This window comes from Acinetobacter sp. AOR01_HL (assembly GCF_027855455.1).
Taxonomy (GTDB): Bacteria; Pseudomonadota; Gammaproteobacteria; order Pseudomonadales; family Moraxellaceae; genus Acinetobacter; species Acinetobacter baumannii.
On the sequence record NZ_JAKTIM010000018.1, the window covers coordinates 152,282 to 170,677 of the forward strand.

Here is an 18,396-nt window from a genome sequence, read left to right on the forward strand (position 1 = left end):
CCGTTATTCTTGCATCATTTTAATCAATTCCTGCATGGCTCTAGATTGAGTACGTGCAGGATGCCATACCATGCCTAACTGCCGATTCATCTCGACATTTAAATCAAGCTGCTGCATATCTTGATTCAGCAGAGTTTTTGGTAAAACTGACCAACCTAAACCAATAGAAACCAACATACGAATTGACTCTAGTGGGTTATTGCTCATGGTAATTTTCGGTTTAAGGCCTTGCTTTTCAAACTCAGCCAAGGTGATTTGAGCTGTATAAGTCTGTGCAGCAGGCAGCAAACTTGGATATTCAATTAAATCTTGTAAGGTCAAATTCTTTTTTTGAGCCAATGGATGAAATGGAGCAGCTACAAAAACTAAAGGATCATTCCAGATCGTAATATAGTTAAGACGCTCATCACCTGAGGGCGGGAGTGTTAAAAAAGCTAACTCTAAATCGCCAGCAAGTACCTGTTCGTGTGCTTGTTCGGAATCAACAAAATGTACGTCTAGCGTGACTTGAGGAAACTGCTGAACAAAGTGTTTAAGCGGAGCAGGCAAGTGATGCAAACCGATGTGATGACTCGTCCCGATTTTTAAACGTCCTTGTATTTGGGTTTGCTCATGACTTAGCGTGTGGTGAATATCTCGAAGTTCATTTAACCAGCTTTTAACTTTTGGTAATAATGAATGCGCAGCATGAGTTGCTTGAACCCCACGGCCTGCCGATTCAAATAACTTTACGCCAAAGTACTCTTCTAGGCTATGAATACGTTTGGTGACAGCAGGTTGGGTAATAAATAGTTGATCCGCAGCCACAGAGATCGAACCTGTTTCCATAACTTTTACAAAAGCTTCAAAGGCTGCAAGATTCATAATACAACTCTACTTGGAATAGAAAAATCGAGAGAGGCTAAAGTTGCCAAGCCAAAATCGTATCATGCTTGCAGCTCAACGTTCTATAAAGTTGTGATTTAGCGTATTAATCTTAATCTAAGCAGTCGTCTCGTTTTTGCTTAAAGCTGATATACGGCGGTCTTTTGCTGCCCATACTTTTTCATGAAAGAAAAATGCAAAAGCTTGTACTGTTGGTTCTAACATACTTAATGTTAAAGCCATCCAAATATTACCCGTTACAAAGTAGGCAACTAACATGGCTACCGTAATATGCATTATGTAGTAACTTAAGGTTTTCTTTAAGGTACGTTGATTATTAACAACGAATTTTTGAATATTAGCCATAACCATTCTCTCTACCTGTATTTGATATTTTTAGTATAGAGATGAGAGTATAGGATTAAAAATGGATTATGCAAATGATAATCATTAACAAATCCGATTTATATATTTTGACTGATATTAAAACATTCAGGAATTATTCCTAAAAGTTTTCTAATTTATAAAAATGATAAATTAGATTTATGTAAAACTCTGGCTATAATCGAAGAAAGATTAGAATTACCCAGTCCAATGGAGCAAGACGACATGGCAGGCAAAACTTTATATGACAAATTGTGGGATGACCACGTAGTTACTCAGCGTGATGATGGTTCGTGCTTACTTTATATCGACCGTCATTTATTGCATGAAGTAACGAGTCCACAAGCATTTGAAGGTTTGCAACTTGCTGGTCGTCAACCGTGGCGTTTAAGTGCAAACGTAGCTACCCCAGACCATAACGTTCCAACATCTAAAAAAGAACGTGATCAGGGCATCGCTGGTATTGAAGATGATACATCTCGTATTCAGGTTCAGACCTTAGATGATAACTGTAAGGCATTTAATATTGTTGAATTCGGTATTAATGATATTCGCCAAGGAATTGTGCATGTTGTCGGACCTGAACAGGGCTTAACTTTGCCGGGTATGACGGTGGTGTGCGGTGACTCGCATACAGCAACTCACGGTGCTTTTGGTTGCTTGGCACATGGTATTGGGACATCTGAGGTTGAACATGTGTTAGCGACACAATGTTTGGTTCAGAAAAAATCCAAAAACATGTTGGTTCGCGTTGATGGCGTTTTAGGTAAGGGTGTAACACCAAAAGATGTAGTGTTAGCCATTATCGGTAAAATTGGTACTGCTGGCGGTACGGGCTATGCAATCGAATTTGGTGGTCAGGTATTCCGTGATATGTCGATTGAAGGACGTATGACGGTATGTAACATGGCGATCGAAGCTGGTGCTCGTGTGGGTATGGTTGCTGTTGATGATAAAACCATTGAATACGTAAAAGGTCGTAGCTATGCACCAAAAGGTGAGCAATGGGATCAAGCAGTTGCTTACTGGAACACATTGCATTCAGACGATGATGCTGTGTTTGATGCAGTTGTTGAATTAAATGGTGCGGAGATTGAACCACAAGTGTCTTGGGGTACTTCACCTGAGATGGTAATTCCTGTCTCGAAAGCTGTACCAACTTTAGAACAAGCGAAAGATGACGTACAACGCAATGACTGGACACGTGCATATCAATATATGGGCTTAAATGCAGGTCAGGCATTGGCTGATATTCAGCTTGATCGTGTGTTTATTGGTTCTTGCACTAATTCACGTATTGAAGATATTCGTGCTGCTGCTGAAGTAGTTAAAGGCCGTAAAGTGGCACCTAGCATTAAGCAAGCCATGATTGTTCCAGGTTCTGGTTTAGTTAAACAACAGGCAGAAAAAGAAGGTTTGGATAAAATTTTCTTGGAAGCTGGTTTTGAATGGCGTGAGCCGGGTTGCTCAATGTGCTTGGCAATGAACGCAGACAAGTTACAACCGGGTGAGCATTGTGCATCAACCTCGAACCGTAACTTTGAAGGTCGTCAGGGTAATGGTGGTCGTACTCACTTGGTCAGTCCGGCAATGGCAGCAGCGGCTGCGATCGCAGGTCATTTTGTTGACGTTCGTTCATTTTAATTCGGTCTGGAGCAAACCATGAAAGCTTACACAGTTGAACAAGGTATCGTTGCACCATTAGATCGTGCCAATGTTGATACAGATTTAATTATTCCAAAACAGTTTTTAAAGTCGATTAAACGTACAGGTTTTGGCGACAACTTATTTGACGAAATTCGTTATTTAGACGAAGGCTATCCGGGACAAGATAACTCGGTACGTCCAAAAAATCCGGATTTCGTTTTAAATCAGCCTCGCTATCAAGGTGCAACCGTTTTAATTGCTCGTACTAACTTTGGTTGTGGTTCAAGCCGTGAGCATGCACCTTGGGCATTAAACGAATATGGTTTCCGTACTGTTATTGCACCAAGCTTTGCTGATATTTTCTTTAATAACTGTTTTAAAAACGGAATGTTGCCAGTTATTTTGCCTGAAGACATTGTTGATCAGTTATTTAAGGAATGTGCTGCGCAAGAAGGGTATCAATTAACAATTGATTTGGCTGCGCAAGAAGTTCGTACACCAACTGGAGAAGCATTTAAATTCGAAGTGGATCCATTTCGTAAGCATTGCTTGTTAAATGGTTTGGATGATATTGGCTTGACACTTCAAAATGCGGACGCAATTCGCGCTTATGAAGAAAAAACCAAACAGGTTCGTCCTTGGGTATTCCAAGAGATAAATTAACCTTTCGGTACATTTTAAACATAGTCATGGCGTCGTGTTCAAACTCTTGCTAACATGCTAAAGCATAACAACAGCTTAAAATTATGCACTAGATGAGGATTGGGCTTGAACAATGAAGAGGAACGTTACTCATAGCTTTTTGTTGAGCCTGTGCGCGATAACACTAAGTGCTTGTCAGAGCACTTACAATGTAGTGGATACTGTTCGTATTAAGCAGGCTGAACAAGAAAATTTGGGGCAGAATGCAGCAATATATTGTTCGGGCGCAAAAAGTTGCGAATTTGAACGGCTAAATGATATTACTGTTGTTGATGCACAGACACGTCGTATTAGTAATCAGGCAATTCATCAAGGAATTGTGAGATTAAATGGTTCGGTGTTAAGTCAAAGCAATAGTTTGTATCTATCTGTGCCTGCCAAACAATATGAAGTGGTGATTCGTTACTATCCGATTTCTCCAGATCGGGCTGAAACGATTCATGTTATTCACCAATTCAAAGCTAACCATCGCTATATGTTTAAAATGTACCGAGACAAATCTAACCGTTCGGGTAGTTTGCTGAATGTTTCTGTACCAGATCCATTATGTGTTGACTTAGAGCAGGATGGGCGGGTAATTCGCCGTTTTTGTCGACCATTTGATGTCACCACAGGACTAGGTGAATTTCTCGAACAGAAAAAACTAACACCACGGCAGTCGTAACGCTGTCTTGTCTTTGAAAATGGAAAACTTCATGTCTAAACAGATTTTAATTTTGGCTGGCGATGGGATTGGTCCTGAAATTGTTGGGGCAGCAGAAAAAGTATTAAATAAAGTAAATGAAAAATTTAATTTGTCGTTGACTTGGGAACATGGCTTGTTAGGTGGTGCAGCGATTGATGCTCATGGAGAACCGTACCCAGCAGTAACTAGCGAGCAAGCAAAGAAGGCTGATGCCATTTTATTAGGTGCTGTTGGCGGACCAAAGTGGGACACTATTGAACGTTCTATCCGTCCTGAACGCGGTCTTTTAAAAATTCGTAGTGAACTTAACTTATTTGCTAATTTGCGCCCAGCAATCTTATATCCACAATTAGCCGATGCTTCTAGCTTAAAACCTGAGATAGTTGCTGGTTTAGATATTTTGATCGTTCGTGAATTGACTGGTGGTATCTATTTTGGTCAACCACGTGGTATTCGTGAACTCGAAAATGGTGAAAAACAGGGCTATAACACTGACGTTTATTCTGAAAGCGAAATTAAGCGTATTGCAAAAGTTGCTTTTGAACTTGCAGGATTACGTGGCGGTAAAGTGTGTTCTGTAGATAAAGCCAATGTTTTAGAAGTAACAGAGCTTTGGAAGCAAACGGTCACAGATTTACAGCAAGCCAACTATCCAAATATTCAGCTTTCACACATGTATGTGGACAATGCTGCCATGCAGCTTGTACGTGCGCCTAAACAGTTTGACGTAATCGTGACAGGTAACTTGTTTGGCGATATCTTGTCTGATGAAGCAGCAATGCTTACTGGCTCAATTGGTATGTTGCCATCGGCTTCTTTAGATGAAAATGGCAAAGGCATGTATGAACCTTGTCATGGTTCAGCGCCTGATATTGCAGGGCAAAACGTTGCAAACCCGTTGGCAACCATACTGTCAGTTGCGATGATGCTTCGTTATACCTTCCGTGAAGAAGCTGCTGCTAAAGCAATTGAAGATGCAGTAGGGCAAGTACTTGATCAAGGTTTACGTACAGCCGATATTATGTCTGAAGGCATGACTAAAGTTGGTACAGCCGAGATGGGTGAAGCAGTTGTTGCTGCTCTTGCTTAATCGCTACTTTGCTAAAAAACGCAGCTTAAAGCTGCGTTTTTTATGGTTGTGTTTAGCAAGCTTTACCTTCGTATTGAATGGACTCGGCAATGTCATTTTTGAGTTTAAAAATAACCTTGCAATTAAAGTTAATATCATAAGAGTTGCCGCTCAAATTTCCTGATTGTATAGGAACAGAACCACCTCTCATATCGACATTACTCACCATCGGAATTGGGATGCTTAAGGGTCGTAAAATCGTATAAATAAGTTGATCAGAAGTTTTTTGTGGTGTGCGGGCGACTTGAAAGCCAAGACTCCGTAAGTTGAGATCTTGCTGAATCGTTGTAGATGATTTGCCTATAAAATTTTTTAAATATTCTTGCAAATCTACAGATTGGCGTGGATGACTAGCACAGCCATTAATATTTAACAGCATGAATGAAAGCAAACTCATTTGACATAAGGTAGATATATTCATTTTTTCTCTATATAGAATTATATTTATCATTAAAGAACAATAGGTTGGATTTGCTAACTTGTAAAGTAAAAAAGCAGGATTATGATAAATAGAAGGTAAGTTTGCCTTTAGACTTATTCTTATATTTACAGACTAATAATAATTGCCCAAAACTTAAGGAAGAAGAGTATGAAAAAAATAGTTTTTGCCTTTTTGTGTTTCGGAATAACCACGGCCTATGCTGATAACTGTGATAGTGCTCGTAATACTTATGATGATATTTACTGTACCAATAAAATCTATGCGAGTGCTGATGCAGACCTGAATAAGAATTATCAGGCATTAAGAGCGAAATTAAATACAGCACAAAGAAATACGCTTAAGAAGTCGCAGCTTGCTTGGATACGCCAACGTGATGCTGAATGTACAGATTCTAATAGAAATAGCGTAGACGTGCAGTGTCGTTTACAGACAACGCAAGAAAGAAACCATTGGCTGCAAGAAAGATTGCGTGAATGCCAAACGGTGGGATGTAAAACCAGTCGATTAAGTGAATAAAAAACGCAATAAAAAAGCCACATGATGAAGTGGCTTTTTTGCATTCACTAATTAGCGAGCACGGTACGTAATACGACCTTTGGTTAAGTCATATGGAGTCATTTCGACTTTCACACTGTCGCCAGTAAGAATACGAATATAGTGTTTACGCATTTTACCAGAAATGTGTGCAATAACTTCGTGACCGTTTTCAAGACGTACACGGAACATCGTATTAGGAAGCGTTTCGGTGACAACGCCTTCGAACTCAATGAGTTCCTCTTTATTGGCCATAGCCTACCTGATGATCAAATTGGAAAGGCGCAAATTATAGTCAATTTATTTAAAAAAAACAAGATAGACATCTTCTTGTGAAAGCATCTGGTTAAAGTATGACTAATAAAAAAAGATGTAATTTTTTTCACAAAAGAACTCTAATTCTGTTGTCAGTTTGGTCAATCAACGCTAATCTAAAATCATAGTTATTAGGGACTGTTCATGCATAAAGAGTCAACAGCTCCTAAGTATCAATGAAGTATCTACATGGAAGGGCACTGCGTGGGTCAGCTAACAGATGCATCAGTTGTATTACGTTTTGGCTATCAAGCAATTCGTCGTGCAGGATTGCCAACAGAAGAAATATTAACTAAAGCGGGAGTCGCTTTAAATCAGGTCGATACAAACGCACGTACTCCGTTAAGTGCGCAGTATGCCTTTTGGACTGCTGCTCAGGAAGTCAGTAAAGATCCAGACATTGGTTTGCATTTAGGTGAGCATTTACCTTTGTACCGTGGTCAGGTGATTGAACATTTATTTATTAGTAGTGAAACTTTTGGTGAAGGACTTAAGCGAGCTTTGGCTTACCAGCGACTCATTAGTGATGCATTTGATGCAAAACTGGTGGTTGAAGATGGACGCTGCTATTTGACCAATGGTGAGCAGGTAGGGGCAGACAACCTTGTTAATCGTCATTTTTCAGAATGTGCGATTTCAGGTGTGCTCAGATTCTTCAAATTTATTACCGAAGGCCAGTTTCATCCAATCTTCATTGATTTTAATTTCAGTGAAGGTGCCTCTGAAGATGAATACTTCCGCGTCTATGGCTGTCCGGTAAGCTTAGGGCAGAAAGAAACACGGCTATATTTTGACCCTGCCATTTTAGATTTTCAGCTTTGGCAGGCAGAGCCTGAATTACTTCAATTGCATGAACAATTGGCAATTGAAAAGTTACAAGAACTTGCCCGTTATGATTTAGTGGGTGAGGTCCGTCGTGCGATTGGTTCGACACTTGAAAGTGGAGAAACGACGCTAGAAACCGTAGCGGCACAATTAAATATTACGCCGCGTCGTTTACGGACGCAGTTAAGTGAAGCAAATACCAGCTTCCAGCAAATACTTTCTGACTACCGTTGTCGTTTAGCTAAAAAACTTTTAGCAAACACTAATGAAAGTGTTGAGCGTATTGTGTATTTAACTGGTTTTTCTGAACCGAGTACATTCTACCGCGCGTTTAAGCGCTGGACCAATGAAACACCGGTTGAGTACCGTAAGCGTAAGCAACACCGTTAGAACTAAAAATTGGTTAAGCCTACTCAGGTAGGTTTAACCAATGTGGCCCGAGTGGTGGTTGTGGTAAGTCAAACTGCTCGGGATAATAACATTGAATAAAATAGAGACCATCAGGTGGGGCGGTAATTCCTGCTGCCTTACGATCTTCGGCTGCGAACATTGTATCAATATGGTCGATTTCATACATGCCTTGCCCAATTTCAAGTAAGCAACCCATAATGTTTCGAACCATATGATGTAAAAAGCCATCAGCTTGAATATCTAAAACCAAATAACGTCCATGTTCAAACAAACGGCAATGCTTTACATGTCGTACAGGTTGATTTGACTGGCAGGCTGCTGCACGGAAGGTTTCAAAGTTATGCGTACCTTCAAATTTGCTGGCAGCTTTAATCATTTTTTGCACGTCTAATTTTTGATAAATATGCGTGACTTGTTTATGTAAAAGTGCAGGGCGATGTGGAGCGTTATATACAACATAGCGGTAGCGACGAGCAGTGGCTTTAAACCGTGCATGGAACTCTTCATCCATCTGTTTAATCCACTGAATTGAAATATCCTTAGGAAGCTGGCTATTTGCTCCCATGATCCATCCACGCTCTGGACGAATCGCATTAGTGTCAAAATGAGCCACCATATTTGTTGCGTGTACTCCTGCATCTGTTCGACCAGCACCGTGAAGTGTGATCGGTTCATCCGCGATTTTGCTGAGTACACGCTCTATGGTTTCCTGAACGCTGACAACGCCTGGCTGTTGTGTTTGCCAACCTCGATATTGAATACCACTAAATTCAATACCGACCGCATAACGTTGCATGGCTTCACCTCTATTTAATGCAGATTTTCATTCCAATGGTTCAACCATTGTTCTGGGGTTGGGTATTTTAAATAGATTTGAAGTGCTTTTGCATAGAGATCTGCATGGCTATGGGTATCATTAATGACAATTTTTGCAGTTTTGGCCCAAGCACTAATTGCATAACGTTGGTCAATACTTCCAAAAGTGACTTGTGTCGCCAAAATTGGTACACATCCACGAGTATAGAGTTCATCTAATGTTGCCAAAAACTCATCGTTTACGGCGATATTACCTGTACCGAAACCTTGCAACACTAAAAAGTGTGGTGGGGCAGGAAGTAAGTGACGTAATTGTTGTACTAAATGCTGTGTTGCAATCGGTTGCATCATCCAGTTTAAAATCTGAAAGGAAGCAGCTTTTTCAATTTGAGCATCTTGTACGATCAATTCATTTTGCTGAGGCGTAAACTCAACGTTACTACTTAACCCTGAAAATGCATCAAGTTCAGTGGTATGCGTTTTTAATGCAGTTTGTGCGTGAAATACTTGATGGTGGAATGCGAGATAAGCACCAACCGGAAGTGCAATGACCTGCTCTAATGCAAGATATAAGTTCTCAATTGCATCAGTAAATTCACGGGTGTTATCACCTTGAATATTGAGTAACGGGTATTGGCTACCAGTAATCACAATATGACAGCTTTGCCCTAAAAAGCGGGCTAAAGTCGCAGCTGCATAACTGAGCGTATCTGTACCATGAATGACAACAAAATGCTGATAGCCTTCTAGTTGTAATTGTTGTATGCGTTGAATTAGACGCAACCAGTCAGGTGCTGTACATGCACTGCTATCGACAATATTGGGCGCAGCAAAGCAGTCAACTGTTAAGTGTGGGGGAATCACTTTCTCAAGTTGAGGTAGGAATTGGTCATAAGGCATAGGAGCTAAAGGTTCACCAATGCAACCAAAAGTACCACCCATATAAAATAAAGCTATTTTTTTCATCTTTTTGCAGGCATAAAAAAGCAGTCATCTCTGACTGCTTATGGTAAATCGAACAGTTCTAAGAAGCTATGCGATTAAGTAGGTTTTTCGCATGTTGTTGTTGTTCTGTGTTGAATTTTTGCTCATCACCCTCTAGTAAATTACGCGCTGCTTGGTTCGCTCCAAACTTAATGTATTGTTCAGCCAATTTTAAATCGAGTTCATTTTCATTTATTTGTTTTAATTCTGGAAAAGCTTCTAAAAGCGGATCCTCTATTTGGGTTTGAGTAGTTGCTTCATTTACTACATCTATATGGCTTTGAGTTTCAAGCTCTGGCGCTGGAACTAAGGCAGGCTCATCTAACGAAAACTCAAGAGGTGCGATAGAAGCTGCTTCTAATGGGGTTTGTTCTACGAGTTTAATTTCATCTAATGATGGAGCTTGTTGAACAGATTTCGTCTCTGAACTTGAAGGATTTAAGTCAAGGTTAAAATCTAATGCATTGATGCTATTTTCTTGCTCTGCTTTTACCTCTACTGCTTGAGATTTTTCCTCAGTTTCATGCAGAGGTGCCAAGTCAAAAGAAAACTCTAAATCGGCCAGCTCATTTGTTTCTTGAGTGGATGATAATTCAGGTTGTTGTGCCGGTTGGTTGGTATTTTCCGTAGTCGGAGTCTGTTCGAATGAAAAGTTAAACTCTAAAGGTTCAATTTCAACAGCAGGTTTTTGTTTTACAGGGGTATAGTCTTTCTGTAGGTCATCAAAAGAAGCCTCGGAAGAACTTGTTGTTAATTCATCGAACTGAGCCGTTGTATCTGTGTTTTTCGGTTCTTCATATGTTTGAGCTTGAGGGAAATCAATAGCATCAAGTTGTCTGGATGATTCATATTCTTTTTGTCGAATTTCTGCTTGAGCTGCTATTTCATTTAAACCCAAGCTACGAATATGGCTAATCAACTGTTGAATTGCAAATTCATCTTTCTGAGCAATATGAATTTCAAGAAGTAATAAATACAGTTCATGTTGAGTATTATCTTTTTTTAGCGCCTGATTGACTTGAGCTTCAGCTGCTGAAAACTGTTTTTCTTGAATGAGCTGTTGGATATTGTGTCGTAAAGCTTCTGGTACAGGATTACTTTGAGGGATAGCAGGAGTATTTTCCTCAATGACCTTGGCTTTGGTTTTTTCACGCGAACTTTTGCTTGATTTAGCACTCGCTTTTTTGCCAGATTTTCTATTTATATTTTTTGGGGAAGTGGCCTCTTGTTTTTGACTATTCTCGCGTTTTTTTAAAATAACGGCGACCACGAGTAATATGATAAACGGAATCACATATAACATTACTTTCCCCTTAAAAAATAAATATTTGCAATATAAAGCGTGCTAACTCTGGTTTTAACTTAATGTTTTTGCTTGTGAGTTTGTTGCTGTGCCTGTAATTGCTGTTGTAACTCTGCCAAACGCGCATTCAAGAGTTGAATACGTTGGTCTTTTAAACTTAAAGTTTGATTTAGTTTGGTTACATTCCTTTGTAATGTAACGGTTTTTTTACGAGTTGTCATAACTTTTACTGCTAACTCAGTATTGTTTTGACTTTGTTGTGTGCTCTTTTTTGCACTTCCATGAGCAGAATTTGGGCTGTTCTCTGCCACAATGCTCATTTCAGCTTGTTGTAAACGATATTTAGCTCTGCCAGAAGAGGGTTTTGCCAAGTGAGCTTCACTCGATTTAGGTTTTAAATGGGAAGCTTTAGTTGCATTTGTTGTTAAGTTTAGCGAACTTCCCTGACGTAAACGGTTTACATCGCCTTGAATAAAAGCATGTCGGTTTTGTGCTTGGATATCTCGCATGACTTTAGCCACAGGTTGTTTGGTCTGTGCTGCAATACGATTGGCAATACTCCATAAAGACTCGTTACGTTGTACGACATATTTACCAGTAGGTGCCGGGCCTTTATAAGCGCTAATTTTTTGCTTTTTCGGCGTATTTTTACTTAATACATTTTTTTGTTGGGCAGTTTTAGATTGCGCTGCTTTTTTGACGGTAGTTGTTTGATTGCTACCACTTGATTTGAGTGAAGTCGAAGGTTGTTTCTCTACAGCCGATGATTCGGTATTCATTGTAGCTATAGTTGGCTGAGGTGTTTGAGTCGAAGGTTTTTCGGTAAAAGGAGCCACAGGAGCAGGGCTAGAACTATTCAAAGCTGGAGCAGTTCCAGTGCTAATATTTAGATTATGTTCATTACTTGGGGCTTCAGCCACGGTTGATGTATTTTCAGTAGGTGTGTACTGAGTACTTTCAGGTAAATTTAGTGCGATATCTTTTTCATTTACGATAAATTGCGGTGAAAGTGGACTTTCGTTCATGGCGGCTTTTTTTATAGGCGATGGCTTTAAAACGGTTTTAATATGTTGAAGACGGGTTGCGTTACCTTCACTGACTTTTACGACAATATTCAGTTCAGGATCGATAATAGGACGCGATGAGGTAATCACAATAACGCCAGAACCCTGACCATTTTGGCGTGTATAAAAGTTTAGGTTACCCGGAGGTTGATGAGTTACTCCCAAACCATTGAGATCATCTTGAGTGGCCAAACTGACTTGCAATGGGGTATTAGGATCTGCTTGCTGAAAATTCATTTCTGCATAAAGTAATTCCCCAGGTGCAGATTGAATTTGAATAGGATCTAATGTAATCGCATAAATAGAAGGCGAAGACATAATGGTGAAAATGGCAATTTTTAATTTGTTATATGCAGTCATCTCAATCCATGACCTGATCAGTCGTAAAGTCGTTCAAAATTATACAATAATGGAATGTAAATAAATTGTTAATTTTTTACAAACCAGTTACGAAAAAGCCGATCAAATGTGATCGGCTTTTTATTTTGACTGAATAATTCAGATCAAATTATGAGCTTTTGTATTCTACTAAAATACGTAACATACGACGTAGAGGCTCAGCAGCACCCCAAAGTAACTGATCGCCTACTGTGAATGCGCCGAGGTACTCTTTACCCATATTGAGTTTACGTAAACGACCTACAGGTACAGTTAGGGTACCAGTTACAGCAACAGGTGTAAGATCAGTCATTGATGCTTCACGTGTATTTGGTACAACTTTAGCCCACTGGTTTGAGTTACGAATCATATCTTCGATCTCATCAAGCGGAACATCTTTTTTCAATTTGATGGTTAATGCTTGAGAGTGGCAACGCATTGCACCGATACGAACACAGTGACCATCGATAGGAACGATTTGAGAGTTACCTAAGATCTTGTTGGTCTCAACTTGTCCTTTCCACTCTTCTTTTGACTGACCGCTTTCAAGCTGTTTATCAATGTAAGGAATTAATGAACCAGCAAGTGGCACACCAAAGTTCGCAGAAGGGAAACCTTCACCGCGTTGTAACTCGGCAACTTGACGGTCAATATCAAGAATTGCAGATTTAGGATCATCTAACAAAGTCTTGGTATTGTTATATAAATAACCCATACCTGTTAACAACTCACGCATGTTTTGTGCGCCAGCGCCTGATGCCGCTTGATAAGTCATCGCAGTCATCCACTCAACCAAATTATTTTGGAAAAGTGCGCCAACACCCATCAACATGAGTGATACTGTACAGTTACCACCAACGAAAGTTTTAGTACCTTTCGCTAAGCCGTCTTTAATTACATTAAGGTTAACCGGATCAAGAACGATGATTGCATCATCAGTCATACGTAAAGTAGATGCCGCATCAATCCAGTAGCCATCCCAACCAGTTGCTTTTAACTTTGGGAAAACTTCAGACGTGTAGTCACCACCTTGACAGGTAATAATGACATCCATTTGCTTCAGACTGGTAATGTCTGTAGCTTCCATAAGTGCTGGGGCAGTCTTACCACCAAATGAAGGAGCTTCACCACCTGCATTACTGGTAGAGAAGTAGAATGGCTCAATATGAGCAAAATCATTCTCTTCAACCATACGTTGCATAAGGACGGAACCGACCATCCCGCGCCAACCGACCAGACCTACTTTCATGTCATTTTGCCTCGGTGCGTTAAAATTGTTAAAGGGGGAGTTGAGTGTATCAAAAGTGCTCACAACTGCAAGCGTTACAGAATCAAAACAGCAATTTTATTGAGTAGAATATCTTGTTTATGTTACATACAAAATTGATAAAGATGACAAAAACATTAAAAAACAAATCATCTTAAAAGAGTAATTTCAATGGTTTATATCGAAGTACTGGCAGTAGTGGTGATTTGGTTAAGCTTCTGGTCACTTATTCCTCGTGATGAGTGGTGGTTTCGAGGTGCAGATTTTCCAAGATTACAAATTCTGTTTATTGGCTTAATTGCTTTAATTGGTATGTTGTTTTGGCCGACCGAATGGGATGTATGGCGTGAGCTTTTGCTTGCGGTACTCATCGCAGCGATTGCCTACCAACTTAAAATGGTTTTACCGTATACGCTGTTTTGGAAAAAACAGGTTAAAAAGGTCAAACAGCATCAGCTAGATCCTACAAAACAGATTTCACTGATAGTTTCTAATGTGCTCACCCCGAATGATAAATATCATTTATTACTTGAGCATGTACGGACGTTGAAACCTGATTTATTGCTTACTTTAGAGAGCGATACAACTTGGGAAAATGCTTTAAAAGAGATCGAGAAAGATTATCCATACCGTGTGCCCGTACCTTTAGATAATTTATACGGGATGCATTTATATAGCCGGTTACCGCTTAAAAATACTGAGGTTAAATTCATTTTAAGTAATGAAATACCTTCTATTCATACCACGGTAATTTTGCGATCTGGCATGCCTGTTCAGCTCTACTGTTTACATCCTAAGCCACCTAGCCCAACTGAAGCAAAAGATTCAACACTGCGTGACGCTGAGCTTTTAATTGTCGGAGATCAAATTAAAGATCTTGATGAAAGTTGTATTGTGATGGGGGATTTAAACGACGTAGCGTGGTCACGAACAACCCGTTTATTTCAACGTATTAGTGGGCTACTCGATCCACGAGTGGGGCGGCATTTTATTAATACTTTTCATGCGGACTATCCTTTATTGCGCTGGTCACTTGACCATATCTTTCATAGTACAGACTTCGGTTTAGTAAAAATGCAGCGTTTATCTCATATTGGATCAGACCATTTTCCTGTCTATGTCGTTTTACAAACAGGTCGAATATTTGAAGAAATTCACGAGGAACTAGAACAAACTCAAGCCGATGAAGAAGAAGCTCAAGCCGCGATACAAGAAGGTATTGCTAAAGCTGAAAAAGAAGAAAAAATCGTGACTGATGAAATTGCACAGCCTTATAAAGAGAAAAATATATAAAGTGAGTTGTAAGCAATAACGTACAAAGATTTGAGTCTAGGTCCAATAGGCAGGCAGAGTTAAAACCCGTATTCTACATTCATCGGCACACGGAAGCGGGAATGGATAATCCCAAGTAAGGATGCACTAAGCTGATATGGAACGACATCACGGATAAGATGTTAGAACGGAAGCGATAAAAAGAATTATATACCCTGAAAGCACAACCTCATTTACCCGAGTTTTGCAGGACGCAGAACTCGGGTTGATATTTTATAGATATATCATTTAATTCGTTGTAAATAAAACCAATATTTTTAAGGTATTCTTAATTTTAAAATCTACTTAATTATAAGTCATTGTCCATAAATTTTTTTATATATCTGAGCAATTTTTAATGAAAATGGATACAAAAAACTTTTTTGTTAAGTTTTTGTTTTTATAGATTATTGACGGATAAATCTAGGCTTTGACCTATTTAGATATAAATTGGACTTGTTTAATTGGCAAATCTCAATAGAATGTGCCGATCGTTGACATGTTGGATCGTCAACAGGCATTGTTGTTTACTTCGCCGGATCGGCGGGTTGTGATTTGCTTGTGCATTTAAATTTCTGTTTGGAAATTCGTGTACATATTGAGGTTTCACTCTAAAGTAGTGGTCTTCTCCCTCTCATATTTGATACTTTGCGGTGCATAAGGATTGTCTTATGAAGAATTTTAAATTTAGCCTTGCATGGCAAATTTTAATTGCTTTAATCCTAGGGATAGTTGTCGGGGCTGTTTTACATAACCAGCCTGAAATCAAAGATAGTATTGTAAATAACGTTCTTACTCCATTAGGTAAGATCTTTATTAGCCTGATTAAAATGATTGTAATCCCAATCGTTTTCTCTACATTGATTTTAGGTATTGCTGGTGTTGGCAGTACAAAAAGTCTAGGGCGTCTTGGTTTTAAAACCATTCTCTATTTCGAAATTATTACTACTATTGCTATTTTGGTTGGCTTGTTTGCAGCGAATATCTTCCATCCAGGTTCAGGCATTGATATGTCTCAACTGGTACAAACTGATATTTCTCAATATAAGCATACAACTGAAGAAGTACAGTCACAGTCTCATGGTATTATCCAGACGATATTATCGCTTATCCCAACGAACATTATTAGTTCAATGGCGCATGGCGAAATGTTGCCAGTGATTTTCTTTGCTGTGCTATTTGGTATTGGTTTATCTTCATTACCAGCAACAACAAAAGACCCATTATTAAATGTATTTCATGCTGTATCGGAAACAATGTTCCGTGTAACACACATCATCATGAAATATGCGCCAGTGGGTGTATTTGGCTTAATCGCTGTAACTGTTGCAAACTTCGGTTTTGCTTCGCTTATTCCATTGGGTAAATTGGTTGTATTGGTTTATGGTGCAATCTTATTCTTTGCTTTAGTGGTTTTAGGTATTACTGCAAAAATGTTCAGCATCAATATCTTTACTTTGTTTAAGATTTTGAAAGATGAATTAATTTTGGCGTATTCGACTGCAAGTTCGGAAACAGTTTTACCGCGTATTATGCAAAAAATGGAAGCTTATGGTGCGCCAAAAGCGATTTCTAGTTTTGTAATTCCAACTGGTTATTCATTTAACCTTGATGGTTCTACGCTTTACCAAAGTATCGCAGCAATCTTTATTGCACAGCTTTACGGCATTGAAATGTCAATCAGCCAACAAGTGATTTTAGTTGTAACGTTAATGATTACTTCTAAAGGTATTGCAGGTGTTCCTGGGGTATCATTTGTTGTGTTATTGGCGACATTAGGTAGTGTTGGTATTCCTGTAGAAGGCTTAGCATTTATTGCTGGTGTTGACCGTATCATGGATATGGCTCGTACTGCGTTGAACGTTGTAGGTAACGCGCTTGCTGTACTTGTAATCAGTAAATGGGAAAAACAATACGACTATGAAAAAGCTGCTGCTTATGAAGCATCTCTTAAGTAATAGAGAAGTTTTTTAGTCGAAAAAAACCCGCGAACATCGCGGGTTTTTTTATTGGGTTATTTCAATACACTTTGATATAGCTCAAGGGTTTGGTCACACATATCTTTTAAACTAAACATTGTCACAGGAGCGACTGTTTGCGGTTGTTCAATATGATTCTTTACTGTTTCTACTAAAGCTTTTTCATTTTCTGCTTCAACAAGACCTTGTGGGTATACATGAGATAAAATCTCGGCAACACCGCCACGGTTCCAGCCAATGACCGGCGTGCCTACCGAAAGGGCTTCTAATGCTGTTCTACCGAATGTTTCTGCTTGATTGGATAGAGAGAGCACTATATCGCTAAAAGCGAGCCATTCGCGTATATCTGAGCGATGTCCTACAAAGGTAATTTTATCTGCAAGTCCTTTGCTTTGAATGGTGTTTTGCAACTCACTTAAATAGGCTTGTTTTTTTACATCAGCCCCACCCACAACAACAGCATGCAGTTGAGGATATTGTTCACCTAGTTTTTGCATCAGTTCAATTAAACTTTCATGTCCTTTTAAACGAGTAATACGGCCAGGTAGGCAAAGTAAAAATTTATTCTCGAGTTCGGGAAAGTCGTTAAAAACTTGGTTAAACCACTGTGCTGAAGGTTGGTAGTTATGCGGAAAAGCAGCAGGGTCAATGCCTCGATAAATACGGACAATATCTTGTGGTGGACAGTTTTTATAATGGTCTGTGATGTATTTAACTACGCTGTCAGAAACAGCGATCACTTTTTCTGCCTGAGTCATGATCGCACTATAACGATTAACTGAATAGAAACCATGTACCGTGCTAATGAGGTGAGGGCGTTTATTCGCTGGTATTTTTCTTAAAGCGAAGTGGGTTAGCCACGCAGGTACGCGAGAGCGCACATGTACAATGTCTGGTTGGTGCTCTTCAATCAGCTGACGTAATGGACGGATTTGCCACAAGCTTGACAATGATTTTTTATGGATAGGCAGCGTTAAATGAGTAGAACCTTCAGCTTCAAGTTGAGACACTAGTCGGCCGCCATTTGAAACAACCAAAGATTGATGGCCTTGTGCAACCAGTGCACGTGCAATTTCCAGTGTGCCGCGTTCTACGCCACCGCTATTGAGTTCTGGGAGAAGTTGCATCACTTTCATTGTTTTTTGCCTTATACGTTCATAAAAGATGAATCATCCATAGATACATCATCTCAAACTAAATCATTATCCGGAGTTTACTATCGTGATAGCGACATGGATGTCGCTGTTGCGTTGTGTTACAAGGATGTAACATCAGCGGAACAAAGGATTTTTGCTTACTTTTTATCCCTAAAAAGTAAGGTCTGCCTATCCGAAAGTATTTGAATATCACTTTAAA

General features: G+C 39.4%; 18 protein-coding genes. 8 read left to right on the forward strand and 10 right to left on the reverse strand.

Annotation, left to right across the window (positions count from 1 at the left end):
- Positions 1-3 precede the first annotated feature (3 nt).
- Positions 4-864, reverse strand: a complete 861-nt coding sequence (locus MKL62_RS05295; protein ID WP_001046500.1) for a LysR family transcriptional regulator — start codon at positions 862-864, stop codon at positions 4-6.
- A 117-nt stretch (positions 865-981) separates the two neighbouring features.
- Positions 982-1,236 carry a DUF2061 domain-containing protein gene (locus MKL62_RS05300; protein ID WP_000244901.1) on the reverse strand — a complete coding sequence of 85 codons (255 nt, stop codon included), beginning with the start codon at positions 1,234-1,236 and terminating at the stop codon, positions 982-984.
- Positions 1,237-1,473: 237 nt separating this feature from the next.
- Here MKL62_RS05300 and leuC point away from each other — a divergent pair, with 237 nt between their 5' ends.
- From leuC to leuB, 4 genes are all read left to right on the forward strand, one after another.
- Positions 1,474-2,892 (forward strand): 3-isopropylmalate dehydratase large subunit, encoded by a 1,419-nt coding sequence (gene leuC, locus MKL62_RS05305; protein WP_000907601.1) that lies wholly within the window; start codon positions 1,474-1,476, stop codon positions 2,890-2,892.
- 18 nt (positions 2,893-2,910) lie between these two features.
- On the forward strand, positions 2,911-3,558 hold the full coding sequence (gene leuD / locus MKL62_RS05310) for a 3-isopropylmalate dehydratase small subunit (protein ID WP_005129788.1): 648 nt from the start codon (positions 2,911-2,913) through the stop codon (positions 3,556-3,558).
- A gap of 112 nt (positions 3,559-3,670) precedes the next feature.
- Positions 3,671-4,261: a hypothetical protein gene (locus tag MKL62_RS05315; protein WP_001984507.1), complete on the forward strand. Its 591-nt coding sequence runs from the start codon at positions 3,671-3,673 to the stop codon at positions 4,259-4,261.
- Positions 4,262-4,292: 31 nt separating this feature from the next.
- Positions 4,293-5,372 carry a 3-isopropylmalate dehydrogenase gene (leuB, locus tag MKL62_RS05320; protein ID WP_000043186.1) on the forward strand — a complete coding sequence of 360 codons (1,080 nt, stop codon included), beginning with the start codon at positions 4,293-4,295 and terminating at the stop codon, positions 5,370-5,372.
- 52 nt (positions 5,373-5,424) lie between these two features.
- On the opposite strand, the gene MKL62_RS05325 is transcribed toward leuB, so the two are convergent.
- Positions 5,425-5,832 (reverse strand): hypothetical protein, encoded by a 408-nt coding sequence (locus tag MKL62_RS05325; RefSeq protein WP_002056803.1) that lies wholly within the window; start codon positions 5,830-5,832, stop codon positions 5,425-5,427.
- Between the two features lie 168 nt (positions 5,833-6,000).
- Between MKL62_RS05325 and MKL62_RS05330 the strand changes: the two genes are divergently transcribed.
- On the forward strand, positions 6,001-6,369 hold the full coding sequence (locus tag MKL62_RS05330; protein ID WP_000724606.1) for a lysozyme inhibitor LprI family protein: 369 nt from the start codon (positions 6,001-6,003) through the stop codon (positions 6,367-6,369).
- Between the two features lie 51 nt (positions 6,370-6,420).
- Here MKL62_RS05330 and infA read toward each other — a convergent pair whose 3' ends face one another.
- Positions 6,421-6,642 (reverse strand): translation initiation factor IF-1, encoded by a 222-nt coding sequence (gene infA / locus MKL62_RS05335; RefSeq protein WP_001284370.1) that lies wholly within the window; start codon positions 6,640-6,642, stop codon positions 6,421-6,423.
- Between the two features lie 264 nt (positions 6,643-6,906).
- On the opposite strand from infA, the gene MKL62_RS05340 reads away from it, so the two are divergent.
- Positions 6,907-7,917 (forward strand): AraC family transcriptional regulator, encoded by a 1,011-nt coding sequence (locus MKL62_RS05340; RefSeq protein WP_002009591.1) that lies wholly within the window; start codon positions 6,907-6,909, stop codon positions 7,915-7,917.
- Positions 7,918-7,936: 19 nt separating this feature from the next.
- On the opposite strand, the gene truA is transcribed toward MKL62_RS05340, so the two are convergent.
- From truA to asd, 5 genes are all read right to left on the reverse strand, one after another.
- Positions 7,937-8,734, reverse strand: a complete 798-nt coding sequence (gene truA / locus MKL62_RS05345; RefSeq protein ID WP_005129785.1) for a tRNA pseudouridine(38-40) synthase TruA — start codon at positions 8,732-8,734, stop codon at positions 7,937-7,939.
- A 14-nt stretch (positions 8,735-8,748) separates the two neighbouring features.
- On the reverse strand, positions 8,749-9,720 hold the full coding sequence (locus MKL62_RS05350) for an asparaginase (protein ID WP_025470097.1): 972 nt from the start codon (positions 9,718-9,720) through the stop codon (positions 8,749-8,751).
- Positions 9,721-9,778: 58 nt separating this feature from the next.
- Positions 9,779-11,041: a T4P machinery localization factor FimV gene (locus tag MKL62_RS05355; RefSeq protein WP_005129783.1), complete on the reverse strand. Its 1,263-nt coding sequence runs from the start codon at positions 11,039-11,041 to the stop codon at positions 9,779-9,781.
- 59 nt (positions 11,042-11,100) lie between these two features.
- Entirely contained in the window at positions 11,101-12,465 is a 1,365-nt protein-coding gene (locus MKL62_RS05360) for a type IV pilus assembly protein FimV (protein WP_005129780.1), read from the reverse strand.
- Positions 12,466-12,613: 148 nt separating this feature from the next.
- Positions 12,614-13,732: an aspartate-semialdehyde dehydrogenase gene (asd, locus tag MKL62_RS05365; RefSeq protein ID WP_000862762.1), complete on the reverse strand. Its 1,119-nt coding sequence runs from the start codon at positions 13,730-13,732 to the stop codon at positions 12,614-12,616.
- A gap of 189 nt (positions 13,733-13,921) precedes the next feature.
- Between asd and MKL62_RS05370 the strand changes: the two genes are divergently transcribed.
- Together MKL62_RS05370 and gltP are read left to right on the forward strand one after the other, a co-directional pair.
- On the forward strand, positions 13,922-15,043 hold the full coding sequence (locus tag MKL62_RS05370) for an endonuclease/exonuclease/phosphatase family protein (protein WP_000262509.1): 1,122 nt from the start codon (positions 13,922-13,924) through the stop codon (positions 15,041-15,043).
- Positions 15,044-15,732: 689 nt separating this feature from the next.
- Positions 15,733-17,019: a glutamate/aspartate:proton symporter GltP gene (gene gltP / locus MKL62_RS05375; protein ID WP_000787677.1), complete on the forward strand. Its 1,287-nt coding sequence runs from the start codon at positions 15,733-15,735 to the stop codon at positions 17,017-17,019.
- A 56-nt stretch (positions 17,020-17,075) separates the two neighbouring features.
- Here the strand turns inward: gltP and MKL62_RS05380 are convergent, their stop codons facing one another.
- Positions 17,076-18,176, reverse strand: coding sequence for a glycosyltransferase family 4 protein (locus tag MKL62_RS05380; RefSeq protein ID WP_000867091.1), 1,101 nt, complete (start codon positions 18,174-18,176; stop codon positions 17,076-17,078).
- Between the last annotated feature and the right edge of the window lie 220 nt (positions 18,177-18,396).